The sequence below is a fragment of the Thermus caldilimi genome, assembly GCF_004684245.1.
Lineage (GTDB): Bacteria > Deinococcota > Deinococci > Deinococcales > Thermaceae > Thermus > Thermus caldilimi.
Window position 1 is genome coordinate 2170943 of the sequence record NZ_CP038452.1, and the last position, 24980, is coordinate 2195922.

At 66.4% G+C, this 24980-nt stretch carries 23 protein-coding genes and 2 pseudogenes; 6 read left to right on the plus strand and 19 right to left on the minus strand.

The features are described from left to right. The first annotated feature begins 18 nt into the window (after positions 1–18). Positions 19–647: pseudogene (locus EBI04_RS11535) on the plus strand (class I SAM-dependent methyltransferase). Here the strand turns inward: EBI04_RS11535 and EBI04_RS11540 are convergent. From EBI04_RS11540 to EBI04_RS11620, 17 genes and pseudogenes are all read right to left on the minus strand, one after another. Further along, positions 634–1149: a CueP family metal-binding protein gene (locus tag EBI04_RS11540; protein WP_135257570.1), complete on the minus strand. Its 516-nt coding sequence runs from the start codon at positions 1147–1149 to the stop codon at positions 634–636. The pseudogene EBI04_RS11535 and the gene EBI04_RS11540 overlap by 14 nt on opposite strands. Before the next feature lie 10 nt (positions 1150–1159). Beyond that, positions 1160–2281, minus strand: coding sequence for a sensor histidine kinase (locus EBI04_RS11545; protein WP_135257571.1), 1122 nt, complete (start codon positions 2279–2281; stop codon positions 1160–1162). Then, on the minus strand, positions 2265–2942 hold the full coding sequence (locus tag EBI04_RS11550) for a response regulator (RefSeq protein ID WP_135257572.1): 678 nt from the start codon (positions 2940–2942) through the stop codon (positions 2265–2267). The genes EBI04_RS11545 and EBI04_RS11550 overlap by 17 nt, the downstream gene beginning before the upstream one ends. Next, positions 2939–3151: an SHOCT domain-containing protein gene (locus EBI04_RS11555; RefSeq protein ID WP_135257951.1), complete on the minus strand. Its 213-nt coding sequence runs from the start codon at positions 3149–3151 to the stop codon at positions 2939–2941. The genes EBI04_RS11550 and EBI04_RS11555 overlap by 4 nt, the downstream gene beginning before the upstream one ends. A 36-nt stretch (positions 3152–3187) precedes the next feature. Then, entirely contained in the window at positions 3188–5563 is a 2376-nt protein-coding gene (locus EBI04_RS11560) for a heavy metal translocating P-type ATPase (protein WP_135257573.1), read from the minus strand. 82 nt (positions 5564–5645) lie between these two features. After that, positions 5646–5930 (minus strand): metal-sensitive transcriptional regulator, encoded by a 285-nt coding sequence (locus EBI04_RS11565; protein ID WP_135257574.1) that lies wholly within the window; start codon positions 5928–5930, stop codon positions 5646–5648. 9 nt (positions 5931–5939) lie between these two features. After that, positions 5940–6140 carry a CopZ family metallochaperone gene (locus EBI04_RS11570; protein WP_135257575.1) on the minus strand — a complete coding sequence of 67 codons (201 nt, stop codon included), beginning with the start codon at positions 6138–6140 and terminating at the stop codon, positions 5940–5942. A 117-nt stretch (positions 6141–6257) separates the two neighbouring features. Next, positions 6258–6560 carry a Rieske (2Fe-2S) protein gene (locus tag EBI04_RS11575; RefSeq protein ID WP_135257576.1) on the minus strand — a complete coding sequence of 101 codons (303 nt, stop codon included), beginning with the start codon at positions 6558–6560 and terminating at the stop codon, positions 6258–6260. 5 nt (positions 6561–6565) lie between these two features. Beyond that, a complete protein-coding gene (gene sufD / locus EBI04_RS11580) occupies positions 6566–7858 on the minus strand; it encodes a Fe-S cluster assembly protein SufD (protein ID WP_135257577.1) in 1293 nt (430 codons plus the stop codon). Positions 7859–7900: 42 nt separating this feature from the next. Continuing rightward, entirely contained in the window at positions 7901–9307 is a 1407-nt protein-coding gene (gene sufB, locus EBI04_RS11585; RefSeq protein ID WP_135257578.1) for a Fe-S cluster assembly protein SufB, read from the minus strand. Continuing rightward, positions 9304–10056 carry a Fe-S cluster assembly ATPase SufC gene (gene sufC / locus EBI04_RS11590; protein ID WP_135257579.1) on the minus strand — a complete coding sequence of 251 codons (753 nt, stop codon included), beginning with the start codon at positions 10054–10056 and terminating at the stop codon, positions 9304–9306. The genes sufB and sufC overlap by 4 nt, the downstream gene beginning before the upstream one ends. 88 nt (positions 10057–10144) lie before the next feature. Next, positions 10145–12905 (minus strand): annotated as a pseudogene (locus EBI04_RS13860) (hypothetical protein). 102 nt (positions 12906–13007) lie between these two features. Then, complete coding sequence (gene aceA, locus EBI04_RS11600) at positions 13008–14324, minus strand: isocitrate lyase (RefSeq protein ID WP_135257580.1); 1317 nt, start codon at positions 14322–14324, stop codon at positions 13008–13010. Positions 14325–14432: 108 nt separating this feature from the next. Next, complete coding sequence (locus EBI04_RS11605) at positions 14433–15764, minus strand: FAD-dependent oxidoreductase (RefSeq protein ID WP_135257581.1); 1332 nt, start codon at positions 15762–15764, stop codon at positions 14433–14435. Between the two features lie 56 nt (positions 15765–15820). Beyond that, positions 15821–16501 (minus strand): ABC transporter ATP-binding protein, encoded by a 681-nt coding sequence (locus tag EBI04_RS11610; RefSeq protein ID WP_135257582.1) that lies wholly within the window; start codon positions 16499–16501, stop codon positions 15821–15823. A gap of 9 nt (positions 16502–16510) precedes the next feature. Next, complete coding sequence (locus EBI04_RS11615) at positions 16511–17653, minus strand: ABC transporter permease (RefSeq protein ID WP_135257583.1); 1143 nt, start codon at positions 17651–17653, stop codon at positions 16511–16513. 156 nt (positions 17654–17809) lie between these two features. Then, positions 17810–18085, minus strand: a complete 276-nt coding sequence (locus EBI04_RS11620; protein ID WP_135257584.1) for an NIPSNAP family protein — start codon at positions 18083–18085, stop codon at positions 17810–17812. Between the two features lie 30 nt (positions 18086–18115). Between EBI04_RS11620 and alaS the strand changes: the two genes are divergently transcribed. The 4 genes from alaS (at position 18116) to mltG (ending at position 22902) form a co-directional block, all read left to right on the plus strand. Continuing rightward, entirely contained in the window at positions 18116–20764 is a 2649-nt protein-coding gene (gene alaS / locus EBI04_RS11625) for an alanine--tRNA ligase (protein ID WP_135257585.1), read from the plus strand. 69 nt (positions 20765–20833) lie between these two features. Then, positions 20834–21517: a hypothetical protein gene (locus tag EBI04_RS11630; RefSeq protein WP_135257953.1), complete on the plus strand. Its 684-nt coding sequence runs from the start codon at positions 20834–20836 to the stop codon at positions 21515–21517. After that, on the plus strand, positions 21498–21905 hold the full coding sequence (gene ruvX / locus EBI04_RS11635; RefSeq protein WP_135257586.1) for a Holliday junction resolvase RuvX: 408 nt from the start codon (positions 21498–21500) through the stop codon (positions 21903–21905). The genes EBI04_RS11630 and ruvX overlap by 20 nt, the downstream gene beginning before the upstream one ends. Continuing rightward, positions 21889–22902: an endolytic transglycosylase MltG gene (gene mltG / locus EBI04_RS11640; protein WP_167481954.1), complete on the plus strand. Its 1014-nt coding sequence runs from the start codon at positions 21889–21891 to the stop codon at positions 22900–22902. Before ruvX ends, mltG begins: the two co-directional genes overlap by 17 nt. Here the strand turns inward: mltG and EBI04_RS11645 are convergent. Both EBI04_RS11645 and EBI04_RS11650 read right to left on the minus strand, forming a co-directional pair. Continuing rightward, complete coding sequence (locus EBI04_RS11645; protein WP_135257587.1) at positions 22887–23723, minus strand: carbohydrate ABC transporter permease; 837 nt, start codon at positions 23721–23723, stop codon at positions 22887–22889. The genes mltG and EBI04_RS11645 overlap by 16 nt on opposite strands. Positions 23724–23726: 3 nt before the next feature. Next, complete coding sequence (locus EBI04_RS11650; RefSeq protein ID WP_135257588.1) at positions 23727–24218, minus strand: bioflim formation protein; 492 nt, start codon at positions 24216–24218, stop codon at positions 23727–23729. Positions 24219–24257: 39 nt separating this feature from the next. On the opposite strand from EBI04_RS11650, the gene EBI04_RS11655 reads away from it, so the two are divergent. Then, positions 24258–24971, plus strand: coding sequence for a DEAD/DEAH box helicase family protein (locus tag EBI04_RS11655; protein ID WP_135257589.1), 714 nt, complete (start codon positions 24258–24260; stop codon positions 24969–24971). Positions 24972–24980 lie beyond the last annotated feature (9 nt).

Below are 24980 nucleotides of genomic sequence, written 5' to 3' on the forward strand. Positions count from 1 at the left end.
GGTTGACCAGGCAAGGGGATGAAGAAGGGTTTAAGGGCTCGATTGTTCGCCGCCCTCCTTCCCCCCCTTTTCCGGGGGCACGTGGGCTTGAGCGAACCCTGGCGGAAGAAACTCCTGGGAAGCTTGGCGGGGAAGGTTTTGGAGATCGGCCCGGGGACGGGGGTTAACCTGGCCTATCTGCCGGATGGCGTCCACTGGATTGGCCTCGAGCCCAATCCCTACTTCCACCCTCACCTCCGGCGGGCCCTGAGCCTCAGGGGGCTTCCCGGGGAGGTTCTTTGGGGCCAGGCGGAGGCCATCCCCCTGCCGGAAGAGAGCGTGGAGGCCGTGGTGGCCACCCTGGTCCTCTGCTCGGTGGCGGATCCCAGGCGGGCTTTGGCGGAGATCCGGAGGGTGCTGAAGCCCGGGGGGCGCTTCGTCTTCCTGGAGCACGTGGCCGCCCCCCGGGGCTCCCCCTGCGCCGGGCCCAGGACCTCCTCTGCCCCTTATGGGGGGTTTTGGGGGACGGCTGCCACCCCAACCGGGAAACCCTGGCCCTCATCCAGGAAGCTGGGTTTGCCCGGGTGGAGGCGGAGGCCTTCGCCCTGCCGCTTCCCCTGGTGGCCCCTCATGTGGCCGGGGCGGCCTGGAAGGCTAAGGCGCCCTAAGGCGGAAGGTGGTGAGGCAGGTGGGGCTATTCCGGAAGGTGGTGATGGGGCCCGTGGCCAGCAGATCCCCCCGGCGGACCTCGAGGGTGTAGCGGCGGTTCCGGGGCAACCAGAGCTCAAAGAACCCGTCCTTCCCCGATCTGACCCGGGTCTTGAGCACCTCCTTCTCCCCCTCCAGCACCCGAACCTCCAAGACCTCCTCCTGCAGTTCCCCGGTGCAGCTGGAAAAGTAGTGGACCTGGCAGGGGTGGGTCCGGCTCACGTAGGGGGCCACCGCCAGGAGGAAGCGGTCCTTGAGGGCCACCTGGGCCTTGCGGCCATCCGGGAACTCGAAGAAGAAGGCCTCGGGGGTTACGTAGCTCACCACCCTTTGCCCTTCCTCCCGCCACCGCTTGGCCAGGGCCAGGGTCTCCTCAGGCCCCAGGCCTTTGAGGGCCTCGGGGCTAGGAGCCTGGGCCAGGCCTAAAGCCACGCCAAGGGCAAGCGCCAGAAGCTTCTTCATGGCTCCCACCCTAAGCCTTTCCCGTTAAGCCTGTGTAAAGGGGCAGGGTGAAGCGGAAAACGCTTCCCCGGCCCAGCTGGCTTTCCACCCAGATCCTTCCCCCCATCGCTTCCACCAGGCTCTTGGCGATGGTGAGGCCCACTCCGGTTCCCCCGTCCTGACGGCTGCGGGAAGGGTCTATGCGGTAGAAGCGCTCAAAGATGCGGGGAAGGTGTTCCTCGGGAATGCCGGGCCCGGTGTCCTCCACGCTGAAGACCACTGCCTGGCCTGTCCTTTCCGCTCCAAGCCTCACCCTTCCTCCCTCTGGGGTGTGGCGAAGGGCGTTGGAAAGCAGGTTGGCGAGCACCTGGAGGGTCCGTTCCGCATCGGCCCAGACCCGGGGGAAAAAGGAGGGGGCCGCCACTTCCAGGGCCACTCCCTTGGCCTGGAAGGCGGGGCGGAAGCGTTCCGCCGCCTGTTCCAGGAGGCCTTTGGGATCCAGGGGCTCGGGGTGAAGCTCCACAGCCCCCGATTCCACCTGGGAAACCAGGGAGAGATCCCGGATCAGCCGGCTCATGGCCCGCACTTCCTGCTGGATCCTTTCCGCTGCTTTTTCGGGCTCCATGACCCCGTCCGCCAGGGCCTCGGCGTAGGCTTGCAGGGCCGACAGCGGAGTCCTGAGTTCGTGGGCCACGGTGCCGATGAGCCCCACCCGGCTTTGTTCCACCCGTTCCAGGGCTTCGGCCAGGCGGTTGAAGTGAAGGGCCACCTCGCCGAGCTCGTCCCGTTCCAGGGAGGGAAGGCGCACCCGGTACTCCCCCTGGGCCATGCGGCGGCTTCCCTCGGCCAGAAGCCTGGCGGTGCGGGAGAAGCGCAGGCTGGCGAAGGAGGCGGAGAGGGCGGCCCCGGCCACGGAGAGGGGAAGGGCGGCGAGGAGGGCGGTGGTGAGGGTGGAGCGGAGGCCTTCCTCGAGGTCCCGCCTTAAGGCCTCGCCCATCATGAGTCCGCCCATCATGGATAGGGCGTGGTACATGCGTTCCACATGCCCCCGGTAGAAGGAGGGGGCCAGGGTCTCCGCCAGCAGGAAGAAGAGGAACAGGGCCAGGAGGGCCACCAGAAGGTGGCTGAGGAAGAGCTTAGCGAAGAGGCGCATCGCCTTCCCGGAAGCGGTACCCCACCCCCCGTACCGTTTCGATGAACCGGGGGTTTTCCGGATCGTCCATGAGCCTCTTTCTTAGGGCGACGATGTGCACGTCCACCACCCGGTCTATGCCCGGGAAGTCCGGTCCCCACACCTTTTCCAAGAGCCTTTCCCGGGTGAAGACCATGCCCGGGTGCTGGGCCAGGGTGAGGAGGAGGTCAAACTCCAGCTGGGAAAGGGGAAGGGGTTTGCCCTCCAGGTAGGCCTGCCGCTCCTTGGGAAGAAGGCGCAAGGGGCCATAGCTGAGTTCCTCCTTGAGGCCGGCCCGCCTTAGGAGGGCCTTGACCCGGGCCACCACCTCCTTGGGGCTGAAGGGCTTGACCACGTAGTCGTCGGCCCCTAGCTCCAGCCCCTTAACCCTTTCCTCCTCCTCCCCCCTGGCGGTCAGCATGAGGATGGGAAGCTCGGGCCTTTCCCGGCGCACCTCCTCCAGGACCTTGAAGCCGTCCAGCTTGGGCAGCATGAGGTCCAGGATAACGAGATCGGCCCGGGGAAAAAGCTCCAGGGCCTTTTCCCCATCCTTGGCCTCCAACACCTCAAACCCAGCCCCCCTCAGGTAGGCCCCCAAGACCTCGAGGAGGGCTGGGTCGTCGTCCACCAGGAGGACCCTCATGAGAGGTCGCGTTTCATGCGCTCGAAGGTTTCCCTGTCGATCTCCCCCCGGGCGTACCGCTCTTTTAGGATATCCAGGGCCTTGTCCCGTCTTTCCGGCACCAGGCTCCGGACCAGCCAGTAGACGAAGAGGCCCAGGAGGACGAACCAGAGAAGCCCGAAAAGGGGCCCCCACCAACCCATGTACCCCCAGTTGCCGCACCACCACATACCCATCACCTCCCGTTTCACCTTAGCCGGAGCCGGTTAAGCTCCGGTTAAGCTTTTCGGTGGGAATCTCCTCAGCCTCAAGGAGTTGGTGAGCACGAAGAGGCTGGAGAGGCTCATGGCCCCGGCCGCCAGCATGGGGTTCAGAAGAAGCCCGGTGAAGGGGTAAAGCGCCCCGGCCGCCACGGGGATGAGGAGGAGGTTGTAGGCGTAAGCCCAGAAGAAGTTGAGGTAGATGGTCCTTAGGGTGCGCCGGGAGAGGAGGATGGCGTGCACCAACCCCTCCAGGCTCGGCGAAAGCAGGATCACATCCCCGGCCTCCACCGCGATGTCCGTGCCCGTGGCCAGGGGGATGCCCACGTCGGCTTGAGCCAAGGCGGCGGCGTCGTTGATGCCGTCCCCCACGAAGATCACCTTCCGCCCCTGGGCCTGGAGTTGCCGTATGGCCTCCACCTTACCCTCAGGGCGTACCCCGGCCAGCACCTCCTCTATGCCCAAGGCTTCGGCCACCTGCCTGGCCGGGATGGGATGGTCCCCGGTGAGGAGGACGGGCTTGAGGCCCAGGGCCTTTAAAGCGGCCACCACCCTTGGCGCCTCCGGCCTCGGGGGGTCAAAGACCCCGAAGGCGGCCCAAAGCCTCTCCCCATCCGCCAGGTAAAGGGGAGTGTAGCCCTTTTGGGAAAGCTCCTGGGCCTCTTGGGGAAGGGGCACCCCAAGCCGCTCCATGAGGGCTGGACCCCCCAGGTAAAGCCTTCTCCCCTCCACCACTCCCTCGAGGCCTTCCCCGGGCAGGGCCCGCACCCCTTCGGCCTCAGGCAGGCTGAGATCCCTGGCTGCCTCCAGAACCGCCTTGGCGATGGGGTGTTCGCTTCCCCTTTCCAAGGCAGCGGCAAGCTTCAGGGCCTCCTTCTTTCCCAGGCCAAAGGGCAGGACCTCGGTGAGGGTAGGGTGCCCCCGGGTGAGGGTTCCCGTCTTGTCCAAGACCACGGTGTCCGCGCGGGCCAGGGCCTCGAGGGCCGTCCCCTTGCGGAAGAGGAGGCCTAACTGGGCTGCCCTCCCCGTGGCCACGGCGATGGCCGCCGGGGTGGCCAGGCCCATGGCGCAGGGGCAGGCGATAAGGAGCACGGAAAGAAGGGCCACGAAGGCGTAGGAGAGGCCAGGCCCCAAAAGGAGCCAGAGGCCGAAGGTGAAAAGGCCGATGAGGAGCACGATGGGCACAAAGATGCTGGCGATGCGGTCCGCCACCTCCTGCACCCGGGGTTTGTATCCCTGGGCTTCCTCCACCAGGCGGGCCATCTGGGCTAGGACCGTGGCTTCCCCCACCCGGCTTACCCGGATGAGGAGGGGGCCTTCCCCGTTCACCGTTCCCCCCACCACCTCATCCCCGGGCTTCTTGGCCTTGGGGATGGGCTCCCCGGTGAGCATGGCCTCGTCCACATGGCTCTGGCCCTCCAGCACCACCCCGTCCACGGGGATGCGCTCCCCAGGAAGCACCCGCACCCGGTCCCCGGGAATGAGGGCCTCGGCGGGGATCTCCTTTTCCTCTCCCCCCTGGACCACTCGGGCGGTCTTGGGCCTCAAGGAGAGGAGCTTGCGGATGGCCTCCGAGGCCTTCCCCTTGGCTTTTTCCTCCAGGTGCTTGCCCAAAAGGATCAGGGCCAGGATCACCGCCCCCGCCTCGAGGTAGAGATGGCGGCCCTCCTCGGGGAAAAGGGCGGGAAAGAGCAGGACCAAAAAGGAGTAAAGGTAAGCGCTTCCTGCCCCTAGGGCCACCAGGGTGCTCATGCCCAGAGAACGGTGCCGGATCTCCGCCAGGGCCTGGCGGAAGAAGCGCCGGCCGGCGTAGAGGACGGGGAGGGCGGTGAGGGCCTGGAGAAGGGGAGGGAAGTGGGGAAGGGGAAGAAGCATAGGTCCCATGGCCAGGAGAAGGGTGAGGAAGGCAAAGGGCAGGGCGATGAGGAGGTCCGTGGGGTAAGCGGGGGCCCGTTTTTCCTCCTGGGCTACCTCCAGGGGCTCGTAGCCCGCCTCCCGGATGGCCTGGCGCAGGCGGGGGAGGGTCACGGTGTCCGGAAGGTACTCCACAAAAGCCTTCTCCGTGGCCAGGTTTACCTGGGCAGAAAGCACGCCGGGAAGCTTTTTCAAGGCCCTTTCCACCCGGGTCACGCAGGCGGCGCAGGTCATGCCCTTTACCGGTATCTCCGCCTTGGCCACCACGGGCTCGTAGCCGGCTTCCTCCACCTGCTTCAGGACCTCTTTGAGGTCTATGCCTTCCTGGAGGCGCAAAAAGGCTTCCTCGGTGGTGAGGTTGACCCGGGCTTCCTCCACCCCGGGGGCGCGCTTGAGCGCCCTTTCCACTCGCACCACGCACGAGGCACAGGTCATGCCTTTTACCCCTACCTTCACTTCCAATGCCATAGCTTCCCCCCTAGCGGAAACCCGTTGCTTTCCACGGGCTGGTGCGTCCTTGGGCCTCTGCCCCGCCCTGGACCGGGTGGGATTAACGGTACTTCAGGGCCTCCATCAGCTCCTCCACGATTTCCTCCACGTCCCCCCGCTCATGGGCGGTGGCCACGTGGTCCCGGAGGTGGGCCCTTAGGACCATCTCCCCCACCCGGTCCAGGGCACCTTCCACCGCCTTAAGCTGCTTCAGCACGTCCACGCAGTACACGTGGGGATCCTCCAGCATGCGCAGGATGCCCTCGAGGTGGCCCTTGGCGGAGAGGAGGCGCCTTTGGGTCTCCTCCCGCACCTTGGGGTCCAGGTGAAGGGGGTGGCGGGGCACAAGGCCTCCTTAGCCCGCCAGGGCGGCCCGGTAGCCTTCCTCTTCCACGGCCCGGATCAGGGCCTCGAGGTCCGCCTGGCCCTCCACCAGGGCCTCGGCCCGTTCCAGGCTCACCTCGGCCTTCTCCACCCCAGGCACCTTCATGAGGGCCTTCTTGACCGCCATCACGCAGTGGTTGCAGGTCATGCCTTCTACCTTGAGCTTCAGCATCCCTTACCTCCCCCCACCCCTGGTGGGGTGGGTACTTTCACCCTAGCGCTTCTTCCGCCTGCCGTCAAGGATAAAGGCCCCAAGTCTTCCTTGGGGCCTGGTGGATGGGGTGGAGGTTTAGAGGTCCAGAAGGATGGTATCCCCCTCCAGCCTGGCGGGGAAGACCTTCACCGGTTTGGGAGCGGGGAGGGTTTGCCGGCCCGTCCTCAGGTCGAAGCGGGCCCCGTGCCGGGGGCAGACGATCTGGCCGTCTTCCACCTCCCCCTCGTGGAGGGGGCCGTCGTCGTGGGTGCAGATGTCCTCCAGGGCGAAGACCTCCTCCCCGGTGTAGAGGAGGAGGATGGGCTTCCGGTGCTCGGGCCTTTTGACGACCAGCCTGCCATTTTCCAGATCGCTCAGCTTGGCCACCGGGGTCCACATGGCCTTTAGATTCTAACCTTTTCCTCTATTACCGCCTCGAGGTGGGCCCTTAAGGCCTTGAGAGGAATGCGGCTCAAGACGTCCGCCAGGTGGGCCTTGACCAAAAGCTCCTGGGCCAGGGTGCGGGGCAGGCCCCGAGACTGCAGGTAGAAGAGCTGCATCTCGTCCACGGGGGCGGTGGTGCTTCCGTGGGTGCAGCGCACGTCGTTGGCCCCGATCTCCAGCTGGGGGATGGAGTCCACCCGGGCGGTGGGGGAGAGGATGAGGTTGCGGTTGGCCTGGTAGGCGTCGGTCTTCTGGGCTCCCCGCTCCAGCCGGATGAGGCCGGAAAAGACCGCCCGGGCCTCGTCCTTCACCGCTCCCTTGTAGAGGAGGTCCGAACGGGTGTGGTGCTCCACGTGGTGCTGCAGGGTGTAATGGTCGAAGTGCTGGAGGCCGTGGCCGAAGTAAAGCCCCAGCATCTCGCTTTCCGCTCCCGGGCCCAAGAGCTCCGAGGCCACCTCGCTCCGGGCGTAGCGCCCGCCCAGGTTCACCACCAGGTCGTTTAAGGCGGCATCCCGCTCCAAAAGGGCCCGCTGGCGGTGGAAGTGCCACACCCCCTTGCCGAAGGTCTGCACGTGGGCGTGGCGGAGCCGGGCTCCAGGCCGCAAGACCATCTCCGTGGCGGAGAGGTGCAGGGTAGGGGGGAGGTCTAAGGAGAGGTACTCCTCGATGTAGGCGGCCTTGGCGTTGTCCTCCAAGAAGATGAGGCTCCGGCCCGCTGAGGCCTTGCCCCCTTCCAGCACCTTGAAGACCCCCAGGGGCTTTTCCACCTCCAGCCCTGCGGGCACGTAGAGGAAGGCCCCGTGGGTGAAGAAGGCGGCGTTTTCCGCGGCGAACTTGTCCTCCACGTAGACCCCCCGGAAGAGGGTGGCCTCCACCTTGCTGGGGTGGGTTTTCAGGGCCTCGGCCAGGCTGGTAAAGACCAGGCCCTTGGCGGAAAGCTCCTCCGGCACCTCGGCGTAAACCAGATCCGGGCCCACGAAGACCAGGAAGCCGGAAACGTCGGTCTTCTCCAGGCGGCGCTTCACCGGTTCGGGAAGCCCGTCCCGGGAGAGGCTAAGCCCCTTGGGGGCCTCCACTTCCTGCTCCAGGGGAGCCTCGGAGAGGTCCGTGTAGCGCCAGGCCTCGTCCTTCTTGCTGGGATAGGGGAGGCGGGCGAAGGCCTCGAGGGCTTTTAGCCTTTTCTCCAGCACCCAGGCGGGCTCGCTCAAGGCCCGGGAGATGGCTTCCACCTGCGTTTTGTCCAGTACCTGCATGAATCCTCCTAGCGCAAAGGTTAAGACCCTTGACGGAAGCCCTTAGCCTACGGAGCCCTCCATTTCCAGCTCGATGAGCCGGTTCAGCTCCACCGCATACTCCAGGGGCAGTTCCTTGGCAATGGGTTCGATGAAGCCCCGCACGATGAGGGCTGCGGCCTCGTCCTCCTTGAGGCCCCGGCTCTGCAGGTAGAAGATCTGCTCGTCGTTGATCTTGGACACCGTGGCCTCGTGGCCCACGTGGGCGGTGTCCTCCTCGATCTCGATGTAGGGGTAGGTGTCGGTGCGGCTCTCCGGGTCGATGAGAAGGGCGTCGCACTCCACGTTGGCCTTGGCTCCCCTGGCCCCTTCCAGCACCTTCACCAGGCCCCGGTAACTGGCCCGACCCTCCCCTTTGGAGATGCTCTTGGAAACGATGGTCCCCGAGGTGTGGGGGGCTCCCAGGATGATCTTGGCTCCGGTGTCCTGGTGTTGGCCGGTCTTGGCGAAGGCGATGGAGAGGATCTCCGTGCGGGCCCCGGGCTCCAGGAGGTAGCTGGAGGGGTACTTCATGGTGACCTTGGAGCCCAGGTTGCCGTCCAGCCACTCGTGGAAGGCATCCCCGTAGACCAGGGCCCGTTGGGTCACCAGGTTGTACATGTTGGTGGACCAGTTCTGGATGGTGGTGTAGCGGCTCCGGGCTCCCCGCTTCACCACGATCTCGATGACCCCGGTGTGCAGGCTTTCCGTGGAGTACATGGGGGCGGTGCAGCCCTCAATGTAGTGCACCTCGGCCCCCTCGTCCACGATGATCAGGGTGCGCTCAAACTGGCCGAACTCGGGGGTGTTGACCCGGAAGTAGGCCTGCAGGGGAAGCTCCACCTTCACCCCCGGGGGGATGTAGACAAAGGAGCCCCCGGACCAGGCGGCGGAGTTCAGGGCGGCGAACTTGTTGTCCTCTGGGGGGACCACCTTGGCGAAGTACTCCTTGAAGAGGTCCTCGTACTTCTTCATCCCCTCCTCGATGGCCACGAAGATGACCCCCTGCCGCTCCAGCTCCTCCTTCACCCGGTGGTAGACCATCTCCGAGTCGTACTGGGCCCCCACCCCGGCCAGCACCTTGCGCTCGGCCTCGGGGATGCCCAGGCGCTCGTAGGTCCGGCGGATCTCCTCGGGGATCTCCTCCCAGCTCTTGGCGTCCCGGGTTTCCGCGGGCTTCACGTAGTAGACCAGGTTGTCCAGGTCCAGGCCCGAGAGGTCCGGGCCCCAGGTGGGCATGGGCTTCTTCTGGAAGATCTCCAGAGCCCGCAGGCGGAACCGCAGCATCCACTCGGGCTCCCCCTTGTGGTAGCTGATGGCCTCGATCACCCTCCGGGTGAGGCCCCGCTCGGCCACAAAGACCGGCTTGACCTCGTCCACGAAGTGGTACTTGTACTCTTCGCCCAGGGTCTTCAGGTCCACCTCGCTCATGCTTCCTCCTTCACCCTTTCCCGGAGCCACTCGTAACCCTTGGCCTCCAGCTCCAAGGCCAGCTCGGGGCCGCCCTCCGCCACCACGCGCCCGTCCATCATCACGTGCACCCGGTCGGGGACGATGTAGTTCAGAAGGCGCTGGTAGTGGGTGATGACCAGGGCGCCGAAGCCAGGCCCTCGCATGGCGTTCACCCCCCGGGCCACTACCTTGAGGGCGTCGATATCCAGGCCGGAGTCGGTCTCGTCCAAGACGGCGTAGGTGGGTTCCAACACCAGAAGCTGCAGGATCTCGTTGCGCTTCTTCTCCCCGCCGGAGAAGCCCTCGTTGAGGTAGCGGGAGAGGTAGCCCTCGTCCCAGTCCAGAAGCTCCAGGGCCCGCTTCACCTTAGCCCAGAACTCCGCCACCCCCACCTCCCGGCCAAGCCTCGCCTGCAGGGCCAAGCGCAGGAAGTTGGCGATGGTGACCCCCGGCACCTCCACGGGGTACTGGAAGGCCAGGAAGAGGCCCTTCCTCGCCCGCTCGTCCGGGGAGAGATCCAGGATGCTTTCCCCGTCCAGGAGAATATCCCCCCGTTCCACCGTGTACTCGGGGTCCCCGGCCAGGATCTTACCCAGGGTGCTCTTCCCGGCCCCGTTGGGGCCCATGAGGGCGTGCACCTGGCCCTTGGGGACCACCAGGTTCACACCCTTAAGGATGGTCTCGCCGTCAATGGAAGCCCAGAGGTCGCGGATTTCCAGCTGGTTCATCGTTCTGCCTCCTGATGCCGGGTCGGGTTCTTACTGCGACCCATTCGCAGCAAGAGTATAACCCCTCCACCCCCTAAAGTATAGTGATTTAGTCGGGATTTGCCAGGTGGAAGCCCAGGGCCTCGGGGAGGGCCAGGGGAGTGGAGGGAAGGCGCCTTTGCAGCTCGGGGCAGAAGCGGCCCAAAGCCCGGCCCAGCTGGAAGCGGAAGGGCTTGGGGAGAAGGCTTTTCCTCATCTCCGAAAGCTTTTGCCAGGCGGCCTCCTTCTCCCCCAGGCCCAGCAGGGCCAGCACCTCCACCGCCCGGGCCTGGGCTAAAAGGCCGGGGTCCTCCAGGGGAGGCAGGGCCACCACCTGGGCCAGGGCCTCCCCCAGGTTGCCCTCGCGGACCAGGGCTTCGGCGTAGCTCAGGCGGGCCTGGGCCCTGAGGTAGGGGTTTTCCACATCCAAAAGGGGCTTCAGGAGGGCCTTTCCCTCGGCGGGGGAAAGGAGGAGGGCCAGGAGGCTTGCGGTGTCCAGCCTTAGGGCGGTGTAGCGATCCGTGGCCTCCCAGGGGATTTGCTCCAGGAGGTCCTCGAGGAGACGCTGGGCCGTGGGGGCGTGAAGCCCCCCCAGGAAGGGGGCCCGGTAGGGCTGCCCTGCCTCCAAAAGGAGGTAGGTGGCCCCCAGGCGGAAGAGGGTGCGCAGATGGCGGTAGCGGGCTTCCTTGGGCCTCTCCTCCGTGGAGCGGAAGTAGGCCTCGGCGGGGACCAAAAGGTTTAGGGCGGCAAAGGGACGGCCGCGGGCCGCCTCGAGGATCCCGGCCTCGCTTTCCACCCGAGCCCGGGTGAAGGGGTCCTCCGCCTCGGAAAGGGCCTTCTCAATGGCCTTCCCTGCCTCCTCGTACAGGCCCAGGCGCCGGAGGAGGGTGGCGTAGCGGGCCCGCACCCGGGCCACCTCGTCCTTGGGGGCACCCCCCTCCTCCAGGGCCTTGAGGCCCTCCTCCATGCGCCCCTTGGCCTCCAGGCTTCCTAAGCGCATGAGGAGGTCCCCCATCTGGTAGCGGGCCCTCCCCAGGAGGAGGGGGTCATGGCCCACCCGGGAGAGGGCCTCTAGGGCCTCCCCATAGCGGCCCAGATCCTTGGCCACCAGGCCCCGCCACAGGTACACCCGGTCCTGCAGGAAGGGGGCCACGGGAAGCCCCTGCGCTTCCTCCACAAAGCGGGCCGCCTTCTCGTAATCCCCTTTCCAGCGCTCCACCGCCGCCATGACCAAAAGCCCCTCCGCCTGGGCGGTATCGTCCAGGAGCTTGAGGTCCTCCTTGGGGGGAGGAGTTCTTCCGCCTCCCGGTACAAGGCGGCGTCCGCCTTGGCCTCCGCCCCCTTGATGCGGGCCCAGGTGCGCAAGGAAGGGTTTTGCGCTTCTGAGAGCACCCTGAGGGCTTCCTCCGCCTCGGGGTGGGCGTACTGGCCCAAGACGGCCCGGTAGCGCACCACCACCGCCGCCAGGGCCTCGAGGTCCTGCCGGGGCCAGGCTTTGGCCTCCTCCCAAAGGCCGGGGAGGAGGGCTAGGCGGGCGGGATCTTCCTGGAGGAGAGCCAGGAGCACCCTGGTCTCCCCCGCCTTCCGGGCGTGGTAGAGCTTGCGGAAGAGGTTTTCCTTGGGAAAGAACTCCAGGGCGAGGCGGTGGAGTTCCTTGGGAGCCTCCTCGGGGAGAAGGCTTCGGAGGGAGGGGCGCACCAGGCCTTCCCCTACCCAGTCCAAAAGGGCCCGCTCGGCTTGGGAAAGCCTTTCCAGGGGCCTGCCCAGCGCCTTTTCCAGGAGTTCCAGGGGGAAGGCGGGGTCGGCTTCAGGGCTGAAGGCGGAGAGGGCCAGGACCAAGGGCCTCAAGGCGGGGTCGTCCTGGAGTGGGGTTTTGGGGTCGTGTTTGGCGGCTTCCAGGAGGACCAGGCGGGAAAGCTCCCCGAAGTTGCGCCCCGCCTGGTTCACCAGGGCCTCCAGCCTTTCCGGGGGCAGGTGGGGGAGCCTCTCCCGCACGAAGCGCCGGGCCTCCTCGCGGCTTGGGGGGAGAGGGGCTGGTAGGGCAGGGTGGGGGGCGGCTCGCTCAAAGCGGCCAGGTAGGGGATGCTGAGCCCCTTCAAAAAAGGCTCCAGCCAGGCGGCGAGGCCCTTGTGCGTGCCGTCCGGACCCCTTAAGGGAAGGCCCTCGATGGTTCCCTCCACCTCGGCCCGGAGGAGGAGGGGGCGGCCTTCCCGGTTCAGGGCCTTGGCCAGGAGGGTGAGCGCCTCTCCTTCCAAGGCCCCCTGCAGGATGTAGGGCTGGGTGGGGGAAAGCTGGGCCAAAAGCGCCCGCACCTCCTCCGCCACCCCTAGGGCTTCCGCCAGGGGGATGAGGGCCTGGGCCAGCTCCCCTCCCAGGTTGAGGAGAAAGGGCTCCTTGCCCGGCAGGGCGGAGAGGGCCCGGGAGAGGGCGGAGAGGAGGACGCCCTTGCCTGTGGCGGGCCCCCCCACCACCACCATCCGGGGGCGTCCCCCGCTTTCCAGCTCTTTGAGGAAGCGGCGGAAGATGCGGCGCTTGTCCCGGCCCAGGGCTTTCCGGGCGCTCTCTAGGAAAAGCTCCGCCGGCGGGGGCGGGGGGGTGAGCCCCGCTTCCCGGTAAAGGTCGGCGATGACCCCGTAAAGGCGCTCCTTCTCCTCGGGGCTTCCCAGATCCTTGTAGAGGATGTTGCGCACCGTGCCCGCACGCCCGCCCCGCTCGGCCATGAGGGCTTCCAGCCAGCGCAGCGAGCCCCGCTTGCCCCGGTGGTCCCGTCCCCGCAGGTGGGGCCGGAGGCCCTCCAGGTAGCGAAGCCAGGGTGTAGTGCCCTCAGACATATGCACTACACTATATCGCTTTGGTGTGGGATATGTCTACATAGAAAAAGCGGGGCAAATGGAAAACCGCCCCCGGTTTCCGGGGGCGGTAGGGGAAGAGGCTCAGTGCACGGGTTCGTTGAACTGGGCCTCCTCGGTGGAGCCCTTGAGGGCCAGGGTGGAGGCCTCCCCTTGGGTAAGGGCCAGGACCACCTCGTCGAAGTAGCCCGCCCCCACCTCCCGCTGGTGCTTCACCGCGGTGAAGCCCTGGGCCTGGGCCAGGAACTCCTTCTCTTGGAGCTCCACGAAGGCGGGCATGCCCCGGGCCTTGTAGCCCTTGGCCAGCTCCCAGGTGTAGTAGTTGAGGGTGTGCCAGCCCGCCAGGGTGATGAACTGGAACTTGTACCCCATCGCCCCCAGCTCCCGGTTGAACTTGGCGATGGTTTCGTCGTCCAGGAACTTCTTCCAGTTGAAGGAGGGGGAGAGGTTGTAGGCGAGGAGCTTATCCGGGAACTCCCGCTTCACCGCCTCGGCGAACTTCTTGGCCTCCTCCAGGTCGGGCTTGGAGGTTTCCATCCAGATGACATCGGCGTAGGGGGCGTAGGCCAGGGCCCGGGCGATCCCCGCCTCAATCCCGTTCCGGACCCGGTAGAAGCCCTCGGGGGTGCGTTCCCCGGGCAGGATGAAGGGCCGATCCCGCTCGTCGATGTCGCTGGTGATGAGGGTGGCGGCCTCGGCATCCGTGCGGGCGATGATCACCGTGGGCACCCCCAGGATGTCCGCCGCCAGCCGGGCGGCCTGCAGGGTGCGGATGTGCTGGGCGGTGGGCACCAGAACCTTGCCCCCCAGGTGGCCGCACTTCTTCTCGGAGGCCAGCTGGTCCTCGTAGTGGATGCCGGCGGCCCCCGCCTCGATCATGGCCTTGGTGAGCTCAAAGACGTTCAGGGCTCCTCCGAAGCCCGCCTCGGCATCGGCCACGATGGGCACGTACCAGTCCCGGGTCACCTTGCCCTCGGAGCGCTCGATCTGGTCGGCGCGCATCAGGGCGTTGTTGATGCGCTTCACGATCTGGGGCACGGAGTTGTAGGGGTAGAGGGACTGGTCGGGGTAGGTCTCGTAGGCCAGGTTGGCGTCGGCGGCCACCTGCCAGCCGGAGAGGTAGATGGCTTCCAGGCCGGCCCGCACCATCTCCACCGCCATGGCCCCGGTGTAGGCCCCGAAGGTGTGCACGTAGGGTCGCTCGTGCAGAAGCTGCCAGAGCTTCTCCGCTCCTCGCTTGGCCAAGGTGTGCTCCACCCTCACGCTGGGGCGAAGCCGGACCACGTCCTCAGGCCGGTAGTCCCGCTTCACTCCCTCCCACCGGGGGTTGGTGGCCCAATCCCGCCGAAGCTCCTCCGCCTCCTGCCGCATCTCTGGGGTCAGCACACTTAAGGGATCCATCCCTCACCTCCCAAGCCCAGTCTGGAGCCAGGAGGGATTACAGTGTAGGGTGTAAGGCAAGGGGCTTAACACCCCTTGCCGGTGTGTTCCTCCCCTAACTACACTGCTTCACTTCACCTGCTGGGCGGCGATGAGGAGGGGGTCCCAGACGGGGCTGTAGGGTGGGGCGTAGGCCAGATCCAGGCTCAGGAGGTCCTCCACCGTGCCCCCCTGGTGCAGGAGGGCGGCCAGGGCGTCAATGCGCAAGGCCCCGTGCCCATGGGCCACCACCGCTCCGCCCAGGAGCCTTCCCGTCCCTTCCTCGTAGACCATCTCCACCCAGAGGGGCTGGCTTCCCGGGTAGTAGTGGGCCCCGTCCCGGCTTTGGATGAAGACCTTCCTGGCCTGGAAGCCCTCCCTTAAGGCCGCTTCCTGGGAAAGCCCGGTGGTGGCCACCGCCAGACCGAAGGCCTTGAAGATGGCGGTGCCCACCACTCCGGAGAAGCGGGCCTCCTTCCCAGCGATAACGCTTCCGGCGGTGCGGCCGTGCTTGTTGGCCACGTCCCCCAGGGGAAGCCAGTAGGGGCGCTTCAGCACCTGGTGGAAGCTTTCCGCCACATCCCCGGCGGCATAGACTCCTTCCAGGTTGGTATGCATCCTCTCATCGGTGGCGATGGCCCCTGTGGGGCCTAGGGCTACCCCCATGGCCTGGGCCAAAGGGGTGTTGGGCTTGATCCCCGTGGCCACCAGCACCAGGTCGGCAGGCACCACGCCTTCCGAGGTCTCCACCGCCTCCACCCGGCCCTGGCCCCTTAGGGCCTTTACCTCCACCCCGGTCCAGACCTCCACCCCGTGCCGCTCCAGCTCCTCCTTAAGGAGGTTCCCCACCTCCTGGTCCCAGTGGGGTAGGGGACGGTCCTTGAGTTCCAGGAGGGTCACCTCCAGGCTCCGTTTGCGGAAGGCCTCGGCCACCTCGAGGCCGATGTACCCGGCCCCCAGGATGGCGGCCCTTTGGGCTCCTTCCAGGGCCTTGAGGAGGCTTTCCCCATCCTCCATGCTCCTTAAGGTGTAAACCCCTTCCTGCTCCGTGCCCGGGATGGGGGGAAGGCTCGGCCTGGCCCCCGTGGCCAAGACCAGGTAGTCGTACCGGTCCTGGAGGGTGCGTCGCTCTCGGTGGTCAAAGATGGTAAGGGTCCTGAGCTCCGGGTCCACGTCCACCACCTCGTGGTGGGTGCGGATCTGGATGCCTTGCTTGTGAAATTCCTCCGGGGTCCGGGCCACCAGCTTTTCCAGACGGGGGATCTCCCCGGAAAGCACGTAGGGCAGGCCGCAGGCCCCATAGGAGACCCAGCCCGATTTCTCGTAGACCACCACCTCGAGGTCCGGGTTTTCCCGCTTGGCCTTGGCGGCGGCAGAGGCCCCCCCCGCCACGCCACCCACAACCACCATGCGCTTGCCCATGGGGGGTATTTTGCCACAGGTAGGGTGGGCAGGATGTCCCGGGGGAAGGGCAGGGGCTACCGCGAGGCCTTAGGTATCTCCTGCCGCACCAACCGGCCGCCTTTGAGGTACAGGATCCGCTCCGCCCGGCTGGCCAACTCCAGGTCGTGGGTGACGAGGATTAAGGTCCGCTCCCGTCCCGCCTCAAAGAGGAGGGAGGCCACCTGCTCCCGGGACTCCGCGTCCAGGTTGCCCGTGGGCTCGTCGGCGAAGAGTACGGGCGGGTTTAGGGCCAGGGCCCGGGCCAGGGCCACCCGTTGTTGTTCCCCGCCGGAAAGGCGGCTGGGCAGGTGGTGGGCCCTTGCCAGAAGCCCTACCCGTTCCAGGAGCCCCAAGGCCCTTTCCTTGCGGGCTTTGGGGGGAAGGCCTGCCAGGAGGAGGGGGAAGGCCACGTTTTCCCAGGCGGTAAGGGTGGGGATCAGGTTCCACTGCTGGAAGACGAAGCCCATGTGCCTGAGGCGCACCTCCGCCCGCGCGTCTTCGGAGAGGCGGTGGAGAGGGGTTTCCTCCATGTAGACCCCGCCCTCCGTGGGCAGGTCAAAGCCCGCCAGGAGGTTTAGCAGGGTGGTTTTGCCGCTGCCCGAGGGACCCACCACCGCGGTGGCCCCGGGGGGAAAGGCGTAGGTGAACCCCTCGAGGGCCACCACTTCCCTATCCCCTTGGCGGTAGCGCTTGGCAAGGTTTTCCGCTCTCAGCATGGACACCCCCTACACCCGCCCCAGGGCTTCCACCACCGGGATACGGCTGGCGTGGTGGGCGGGAAGGAGGCCGGCGAAAAGCCCTAGGCTCAGGGCCACCAAGAGGGAGAACAGGGCAAGCCTAGGGGTGACCGCAGAGAGGGCCAGGCCCACCTGGTCCAGGGTGTAGAGGTTGATGGCGTAGGACACCGCCCCGCCCAGGGCCAGGCCTCCCAGGCCGCCCAGGAGGGCCAGCAAGAGGGCCTCGAGGACCACCAGCCGGAAGATGAAGCCCCGCTTGGCCCCAAGGGCCCGCATCACCCCGAACTCCCGCGTGCGCTCGTACACGGACATCATCACCGTGTTGGCCACCAGAAGCCCCCCCACGATGAGGGCCACCAGGCTGATGCCGAAGCGCACCAGGTCGCTGATGCGCAAGGCCCTTTCCGCAAAGCGCATCACGTCCCCCGTGGTCTGGGCCTTGAGACCGGGGACCGCCTTTTCCAGTTCCCTGGCTACCTCCTCGGCCTTTTGGCCGGGGTTGAGGGCCACCAGGACGGCGCTGTAGTTCTCCGTACCCAGCACCGCCTGCAGGGCGGAGAGCGGCACGAAGATCAGGTTGTCCGCCAGCCCCCCGCTTTCCTCCAGGACGCCTTCCACCTCGAGGGTGACCTTGGGGGAGAGGCGCAGGGGGTTACCCAAGGCCAGCTGGCTCCGCTTGGCCACCTTCCCGCCCACCACCGCCCCCTTTGGGGTGGGTACCAGGCGGCCTTCCTTGGCCTTCACCCCAGGGTAGAGGAGGTCCGGCCCCACCCCTTGGGGCAGGCCCTGGAAGAAGAAGGAGGTCTGGGGGTCAAACCCGCCCCGGCTTAGGAAGAGGGTGGGCACCAAGGCCCTTACCCCTAAGGCCCGGCCCGCTTCCTCCAGGGCTTGGAGCTGCGCAGGGGTGATCTCCGGGTAGGCCCCGAAACCCAGGCCCTCCGTGCCCTCAGGTACCACCTGGATGGCAGGGCCCACCCGGGAAAGCTCTTGGAATAAAGAGCGCCTTAAACCCTCCCCGAAGGAGAGGAAGAGAACCATGCTGCTGGTGGCGATGAGGACTCCAAGGAAGGTGAGGAGGCTCCGCACCGGGCGGGCTAAGAGGTTGCGTAGGACCAGGTGGAAGATCTCCACGAGCCCAAGCTTACCCTTTGGGTACCGCTTGGGTGTGGGGGAGGCCACAGGTGAAGCCACTCCTCCGGGCGCAGTCCGGTGGGGAAGCTGGCAACGGCATACCCCACTTCCCCTGGCCCAAGGAGGCCAAGAGAAGAGGGGCTTCCGCTTGGGGCACTAGAGGAGCCGTTCCACGAAGCGGGTTTCGATCTCTTCGATGAATACCCTAGGGTCCACCTTCTTCCTTTCCGGGTGCTCGTAGTAGGCCTTCTCCGCTTCGGCGAAGTTCTCGTGCCCCACGAACCAGAGGAAATCCCGGTCCGAGAGCCAGTAGGCCCCGAGCACCTCAAAGCCCGTGATGCGGCGCAAAGGGACGATAGCCTCTAGGAACACCTTTTGAAAGGCTTCCCTTGCACCTTCCTTAAGCCGGTAACGGCGCATCTGGACGGTCATGAGTTCAGTCTACCGCCTATAATCAAAAGCATGCGTACGGCGGAGATTCGGGAGAAGTACCTATCTTTTTTTGAGGGCAAAGGGCACCTGCGCCTGCCCTCCTTCAGCCTTATCCCCGAGAACGACCCTTCCCTCCTCTTCACCTCAGCGGGCATGGCCCCCCTAAAGCCCTACTTCCTGGGGGCTAGGCCCATCTTCGGGGGCAAGGAGTGGCGAAGGATCACCACCTGCCAGAAGTGCCTTAGGGTGGGGGATATCGAGAACGTGGGCCGCACGGGGCGGCACAACACCTTCTTTGAGATGCTGGGCAACTTCTCCTTCGGGGACTACTTCAAGAAGGAGGCCATCCTCTGGGCCTGGGAGTTCCTCACCGACCCCAAGTGGCTGGGCTTGGACCCGGAGAGGCTCTGGGTCACGGTCTACGAGGACGACGACGAGGCCTATGCCATCTGGCGGGACCTGGTGGGGGTGCCGGAGGAGCGGATCGGCCGCTTCGGGGAGGACGAGAACTACTGGCCGGGCGGGGCCATCACCCACGGGCCCAACGGGCCCTCGGGCCCTTGCTCGGAGATCTTCTACGACCGGGGGCCCGCCTTCGGCACCCCGGACGAGACCGGGCCCAACACGGGAAGCGGGGACCGGTTCGTGGAGATCTGGAACCTGGTCTTCACCCAGTACGACCGCCAGGGGCCCATCCCCGGTCCCGGCATCCTCAAGCCCCTGCCCCAGAAGAACATCGACACCGGCATGGGGCTTTACCGGGTGGCAGCCATCCTGCAGGATGCGGAGGACTTCTACCGCACGGACACCTTCTACCCGATTATCGAAAGGGTGGCCCTCTATAGCGGTAGGCCCTACGAAGGCAAAGCCTCGGTGAGCCACCGGGTGATCGCCGACCACATCCGGGCGGTGGTGGCGGCCCTTTCCGATGGGGTTACCTTCTCCAACACCGGCCGGGGGTACGTGATCCGCAGGTTGCTTCGCCGGGCTCTCCGCCACGGCTACCTTTTGGGCCTTCAGGAACCCTTCCTCCACCGCCTGGCCCCGGTGGTGGCGGAGCTTCTTGGGGACTTTTACCCGGAGATGCGGGAGAACCTCCCTGCGGTGGAGAGGCAGATCCGCCTCGAGGAGGAGCGCTTTCTGGAGACCCTGGAGGGGGGGCTTAGGCGGCTTGATGCCCTGCTTTCGGACCTTAGGCCCGGGGAGGTGCTTCCGGGGCAGGAGGCCTTCCGCCTCTACGACACCTACGGTTTCCCCCTGGACCTCACGGTGGAGATCGCCGCGGAAAGGGGCTTTGGGGTGGACACCGAGGGCTTCCAAAGGGCCATGGAGGAGCAACAGGAGCGTTCCCGGGCGGCCATGGCCTTTGAGCGGGAGATCTTCAAGAAGAGCGCCCAGGTCCTGGAGGAGCTCTATGCCGAAAGGGGGGCCACGGAGTTCTTGGGCTACGGGACCCTGGAGGCGGAGGGCACCGTCTTGGCCCTTCTGGCGGGGGACCAAAGCCTGGAGGAGGCAGGCCCTGGGACCGAGGTCCAGGTGGTCTTGGACCGGACCCCCTTCTATGCGGAAGGAGGGGGGCAGATCGGGGACTTCGGCCACCTGGAGTGGCCCTCGGGCCGGGCCAGGGTGGAGACCACCCTCAAGACGGAAAAGGGGATCTTCCTGCACCGGGCTAAGGTGGAGGAGGGCAGCTTGCGGGTAGGGGAAAGGGTGCGGGCGGTGGTGGACCCCGCCCGGCGGGACACGGAGCGCCACCACACCGCCACCCACCTCCTGCACGCCGCTTTAAGGGCGGTCTTGGGCCCCCACGTGCGCCAGGCGGGGAGCCTGGTGGCCCCGGACCGCCTGCGCTTCGACTTCACCCACCCCGAGGCCCTCACCCCGGAGGAGCTGGAGCGGATCGAGCTTTTGGTGAACCGCTGGATCCTGGCCGATTTCCCCGTCACCTGGCGCTACCTGCCCCTGGAGGAGGCCAAGCGGGAAGGGGCCATGGCCCTCTTCGGGGAGAAGTACGGGGAGGTGGTGCGGGTGGTGCGGGTGGAGGGAAGCCCCCTGCCTGGGGTGGAGTCCAAGGAGCTTTGCGGGGGTACCCACGTGCGGCGCACGGGAGAGATCGGGGCCTTCCTCATTCAGAAGGAGGAAGCGGTTTCGGCTGGGGTGCGTCGGATTGAGGCGGTGGCCGGGGAGTGGGCCGTGCGCTTCGCCCGCGGGGCTTTGAACCGCATAAGGGCTTTGGCCGAGAGGCTTTCCGTGGGCGAGGCCAACCTGGAGGAGCGGTTGGAGAGGCTCTTGCAGGAGCTCAGGGCCAAGGAGAAGGAGGTGGAAAGCCTCAAGGCCCGCCTGGTGCAGGCGGAGCTTAAGAGGGAGGTCGCCCTCTCGGAGAAGGGGGGCTTGCGCTACGGGGTGCTGGAGCTTTCCGGGGTGGATATGGCCGCCTTGCGCCAGGCGACGGACGACCTGGTGCAGCGGGGAGCGGATGTGGCCCTGGTCCTGAGCGGGGGACAGGCGGTGCTGAAGCTTTCCCCAAAAGCCCAGGAAAGGGGCCTCGAGGCGGGAACCCTCTTCCGGGCCCTCACCGAGCGGGCGGGAGGCCGGGGGGGCGGAAAGGGAGCCCTGGCCCAGGGGGCGGGGCTTTCCCCAGAAAAGGCCCGGGCGGCCCTTCCCGACCTCCTCCCTTGAGGGAGGCCCCTGGCCTCGCCAGGGCGTCTGGCGGGGGACACCCTCCCCCGGTAAAATGAGCCCATGGCCATGTTGCTGAGCTTGGTGGCGGTGGCCCTTTCCTGGGCCCTTTTCGGTCTTACCTTGGGGCGGTACCGGGGGCGCCCTTCCCTTCACAACGCTCTCTACTCCCTGGGCCTCCTTCTCTTTGCCCTGGCGGTTTCCGCCGAGTTTCTGTCCAAGCTTCTGGGTGCCTGGAATCCCTTCCTCTATCGGCTTTGGTACCTCACCGGGGCCATGCACGGGGTCACCTTTTTGGGACTGGGAAGTCTGGCCCTTCTGAACCCTAAGGCGGCCCGGGGGCTTCTTTGGGTGCTCCTGCCCTTTATCCTCTATGGGTTTTATCTGGTGGCCTCAGCGCCTTTGGACTTCTCTCAGCTTCCTGCGCCCTACGCTCCCTCGGGCAAGGCCTTCCCCGAGCCGAGCCTCGCTTCGCCCAGGCTTTGGACCATTCCCTTTAACCTCCTGGGCACGGCGCTGATGGCTGGGGTGGCCCTCTACACCACCCTCCTCTTCTGGCGGAAGAACCCCTTGCGGGCCCAGGGCACGGCCCTCATCTTCCTGGCGGCCCTGGTGTTGGCCTCCACCAGCACCCTAAACCGCTTTGGGGTGGTGGGCCTTGAGGAGGCGGGAAGGGCCGTTGGAGTTGCCCTGCTCTACCTGGGGGTAGTCCTGGCGGACCGCAGCGTGCAGTATGCGTCTGGGCGCGCTTGACGTGGGAGAGGCCAGGATCGGCCTGGCGGTGGGGGAGGAGGGAAGCCCCTTCGCTTTCGGCCGGGGTTATCTGGTGCGGAAGAGCCTAGAGGAGGACGTGGCCGCCCTCCTGGACTTCGTGCGCCGGGAGGGGTTAGGGAAGCTTCTGGTGGGCCTTCCCTTGCGCACCGACCTCAAGGAAAGCGCCCAGGCCCAGAGGGTCCTGCCCCTGGTGGAGGCGCTTAGGGCCAAGGGAGTGGAGGTGGAGCTCCTAGACGAGCGCTACACCACCCAGGCGGCGGCCCGGCGCCTGAAACACGCCCCCAAACGGGTCCGCCGGGAGAAGGGCCGGCTGGACGAAATGAGCGCGGTGATCCTGTTGGAGGGCTACCTTGCGGGAAGGCTCTAGGCGCTGGCTCTGGCGGGGGGTGGTGGCCCTTTTCGTCACCTTCGCCCTTCTGCTCTTCTACGCCCTCTGGCTTTTGGGCCCCACGGGGAAGGAGGCCACGGTGCGCATTCCCCGGGGGGCCACGGGTCAGGAGGTAGCCAGGATCCTGGAGGAGGCCGGGCTTTTGCGCTCTGGTTACCTCTTTTCCGCCTATCTGCGTTTCTCCGGCAGGGCCAAGAGGCTGGTTCCTGGGGTCTATCGCCTAAAGGGGGACGGGGCCTTCCGCCTGGCTAGGGCCCTTACCGGAGGAGAGAAGCCCCTCACGGTCACCCTCACCTTCCCCGAAGGGGAAAGGGCGGTGGACTACGCCAAAAGGCTTTCCCAGGCGGGCCTGGATGGGGAGGGTTTTTTAAGGATTGTCCAGGAGCCTGGTGCCCTGCGCCCCCCGTACGTGGAGGGCAGGTCCCTGGAGGGCTACCTCTTCCCCGCCACCTACACCTTTGACCTCCTGGTTGCCCCCGAGGAGGTGGTGCGGGCCCTCCTGGGCCGCTTTGAGGCCGAGCTCACCCCCCCGGTGAGGCGCCTTTTGGAGGAGCGGGGGCTTTCCGTCCACGCCTGGGTGACCCTGGCCTCCATCGTCCAGGCGGAGGCAGGAAGCCAGAAGGAGATGCCCTACATCGCCGGGGTTTTCCTGAACCGCCTGGAAAGGGGCATGCCCCTCCAGGCCGACCCCACGGTGGCCTACGCCTTGGGCAAGCGCCTGCCTGAGCTTTCCCGCAAGGCGGGGGACTTCGGGGTAGACTCCCCCTACAACACCTACCGCTACGGGGGACTCCCCCCAGGCCCCATCGGCAACCCTGGGCGGGCGGCCCTTTTCGCTGTGCTTCATCCCGTGCGCACCGACCCCAAGGGACGCCCCTACCTTTACTTTTTCCACGCCAAGGGGCAGCTTTTTCTCAACACCTCTTTCGAGGCCCACCTCGAGGACCTCCGCCTGCACCGCTATTCCTCCCCGTGACGCAAAAGCCTGAGCTGGGCGTAGGCGAAGAGGAGGGTGAGGAGGAGGATGACCACGGTGATGGCGGCGGCGTATCCCAGCCGGAAGTTTTCGAACCCCGACTCGTAAAGGTAGTAGCCCAGGACCCGGGTGGCCCCATAGGGCCCGCCCCGGGTGAGGAGGAAGACGGCAGAGTAGGACTGCAGGGAGAGAATGGTGCCCACCACCACCAAAAACGCCACCGCCGGGCGCATGAGGGGAAGGACTACGTAGCGGAAGGCTTCCAAGGGGCCTGCCCCGTCCACATAGGCGGCCTCCAGAAGGGACTTGGGGATGGCCTTAAGCCGGGCCGAGGCCACCAGGACCCCATACCCCAGGTGCCGCCACAGGGTGAAGAGGACCACCATGACCAAAGCCCAAAACCCCTCCCGGTCCCAGGGGGGGATGGGCAGGAACTGGGCCAGGGCCCCGTACTCGGGGGTGAAGAGGGTGTACCAGCTCAGGGTGGCCCCCCCCAGGGTGACGAGCCCGGGCAAGAAGAGAAGGCTTTTGGCAAAGCGCTCGTAGGGTGCCTCTTCCAGGGCCACCGCCAGGGCGATGGAAAGCCCCACGAAAAGGGGCAGGGCCAGGAGCATGAACTTCAAGGTCACCCAGAGGCTTCCCCAGAAGGCGGGATCTTGGAAAAGATCCCGGTAGTTTTTGAGCCCCACCGGCTTGGGTTCGGAAAGTCCCGACCAATCCCAGGTGGAAAAGCGAATCACATCCAAAAAGGGGTAGAGGATGAAGACCCCCAGGGTGAGGAGGGCGGGAAGGGAGAAGAGGAAAAGGGGAAGGCGCTGCACGGGTTACCAGAGGTAAAGAAGGCTCAGTAGGAAGGGATACCGGTCGGAGGCGGAAACCTCCAGGGCCAGAGGTTCCAGGTAGAGCCTGAACCCGGCTCCCCAGGCCAGGTGGAACCCGTTTTGGTACCCCAGGCCCAGGGTGCCCGACAGGACTCCGCCGGGCACCTCCACGCTGGCCACGGGCCCTAGATGCACCCCAAAGGGATACCTCAGGTCCAGGCCCAGACCCACCGAGGTGTAGAGGTCGGCCAGGACTAGCCCAGGGAAGAGGTTGGCCTTGAAGAAGGTGAAGACCTCAGGGTTCTGGGAGACGAGGGCCTGCAGCTCCAGCCCGGTGTCGATCCCCAAGGGGCTAAAGGGCAAAAGGGCGCTTCCTTGCAGGTAGACGCCCTTATCGGGGGCATACCCCAGGCCCAGGGTGTTTTCCGGGTAGGCGGGGACCTGGGCCAGGGAGAGGCCAAGAAGCAAGGCCAGAAGAGCTAGGGTGCGCTTCATACCCCTTCCATCCTAGCAGAGGCCGGTTAGCATGGTGTCATGCTCGTGGGCTTTTCCCTGGGCGGGGAAGAGGGTTTGCTTCCCATTCGGGAGACTCCCCTCCTCATCCTGGTGGGCCTCACCGGGGTGGGGAAAAGCACCCTAGTGGAGGCCCTGGGCCTACCCCGCCTCCCCGACCGCCGGGAACTGGTGGACCTTTACGTTCTTCCCCGCTACGGGGCCAAGCCCCCCATCCCCCGGGAGGTGCGCTTCCAGCTCACCCGCCGCTTCCGGGAGGAGTTCCCTGGGGGGGTGGCGGAGGTCCTGGCCCGGGGGTTTGTGGAGCCCCGCTTCCCGCTCCTCTTTGATGGGCTAAGGGGGGAGGCGGAGGTGGCCTATGCGTTAGAGCATCTGCCCAAGGCGCTTTTCGTGGTCCTTCAAGCCCGGGAGGCCACCCGGCTCAAAAGGCTTCTTTCCCGCCAGGATGCCTTTGACCGGGTGGAGCTACGCCCGGAGGAGAGGGCGGAGCTCGAGGCCCTGGCGGAAGGGGTTTTGTCCCCGGAAGAGCTGGAGGAAGCCTTGGCCCTGGCCCCTTGGGAGGAGGTCTTGGCCAAGCTGAAGATCGTGGCTGAGGAAAAGCGGAACTACGATCCCTTAGGTCCCTTGCGCCTCCTTGAGAACCATCCCCAGGCCCTCATTCTGGACACGGAGAGGCTTTCCCTGTCGGAAGAGGTGGAGGCGGTTAAGGGCTTCCTCAGGCAGCTTGGCCTCTAAAATGGCCTC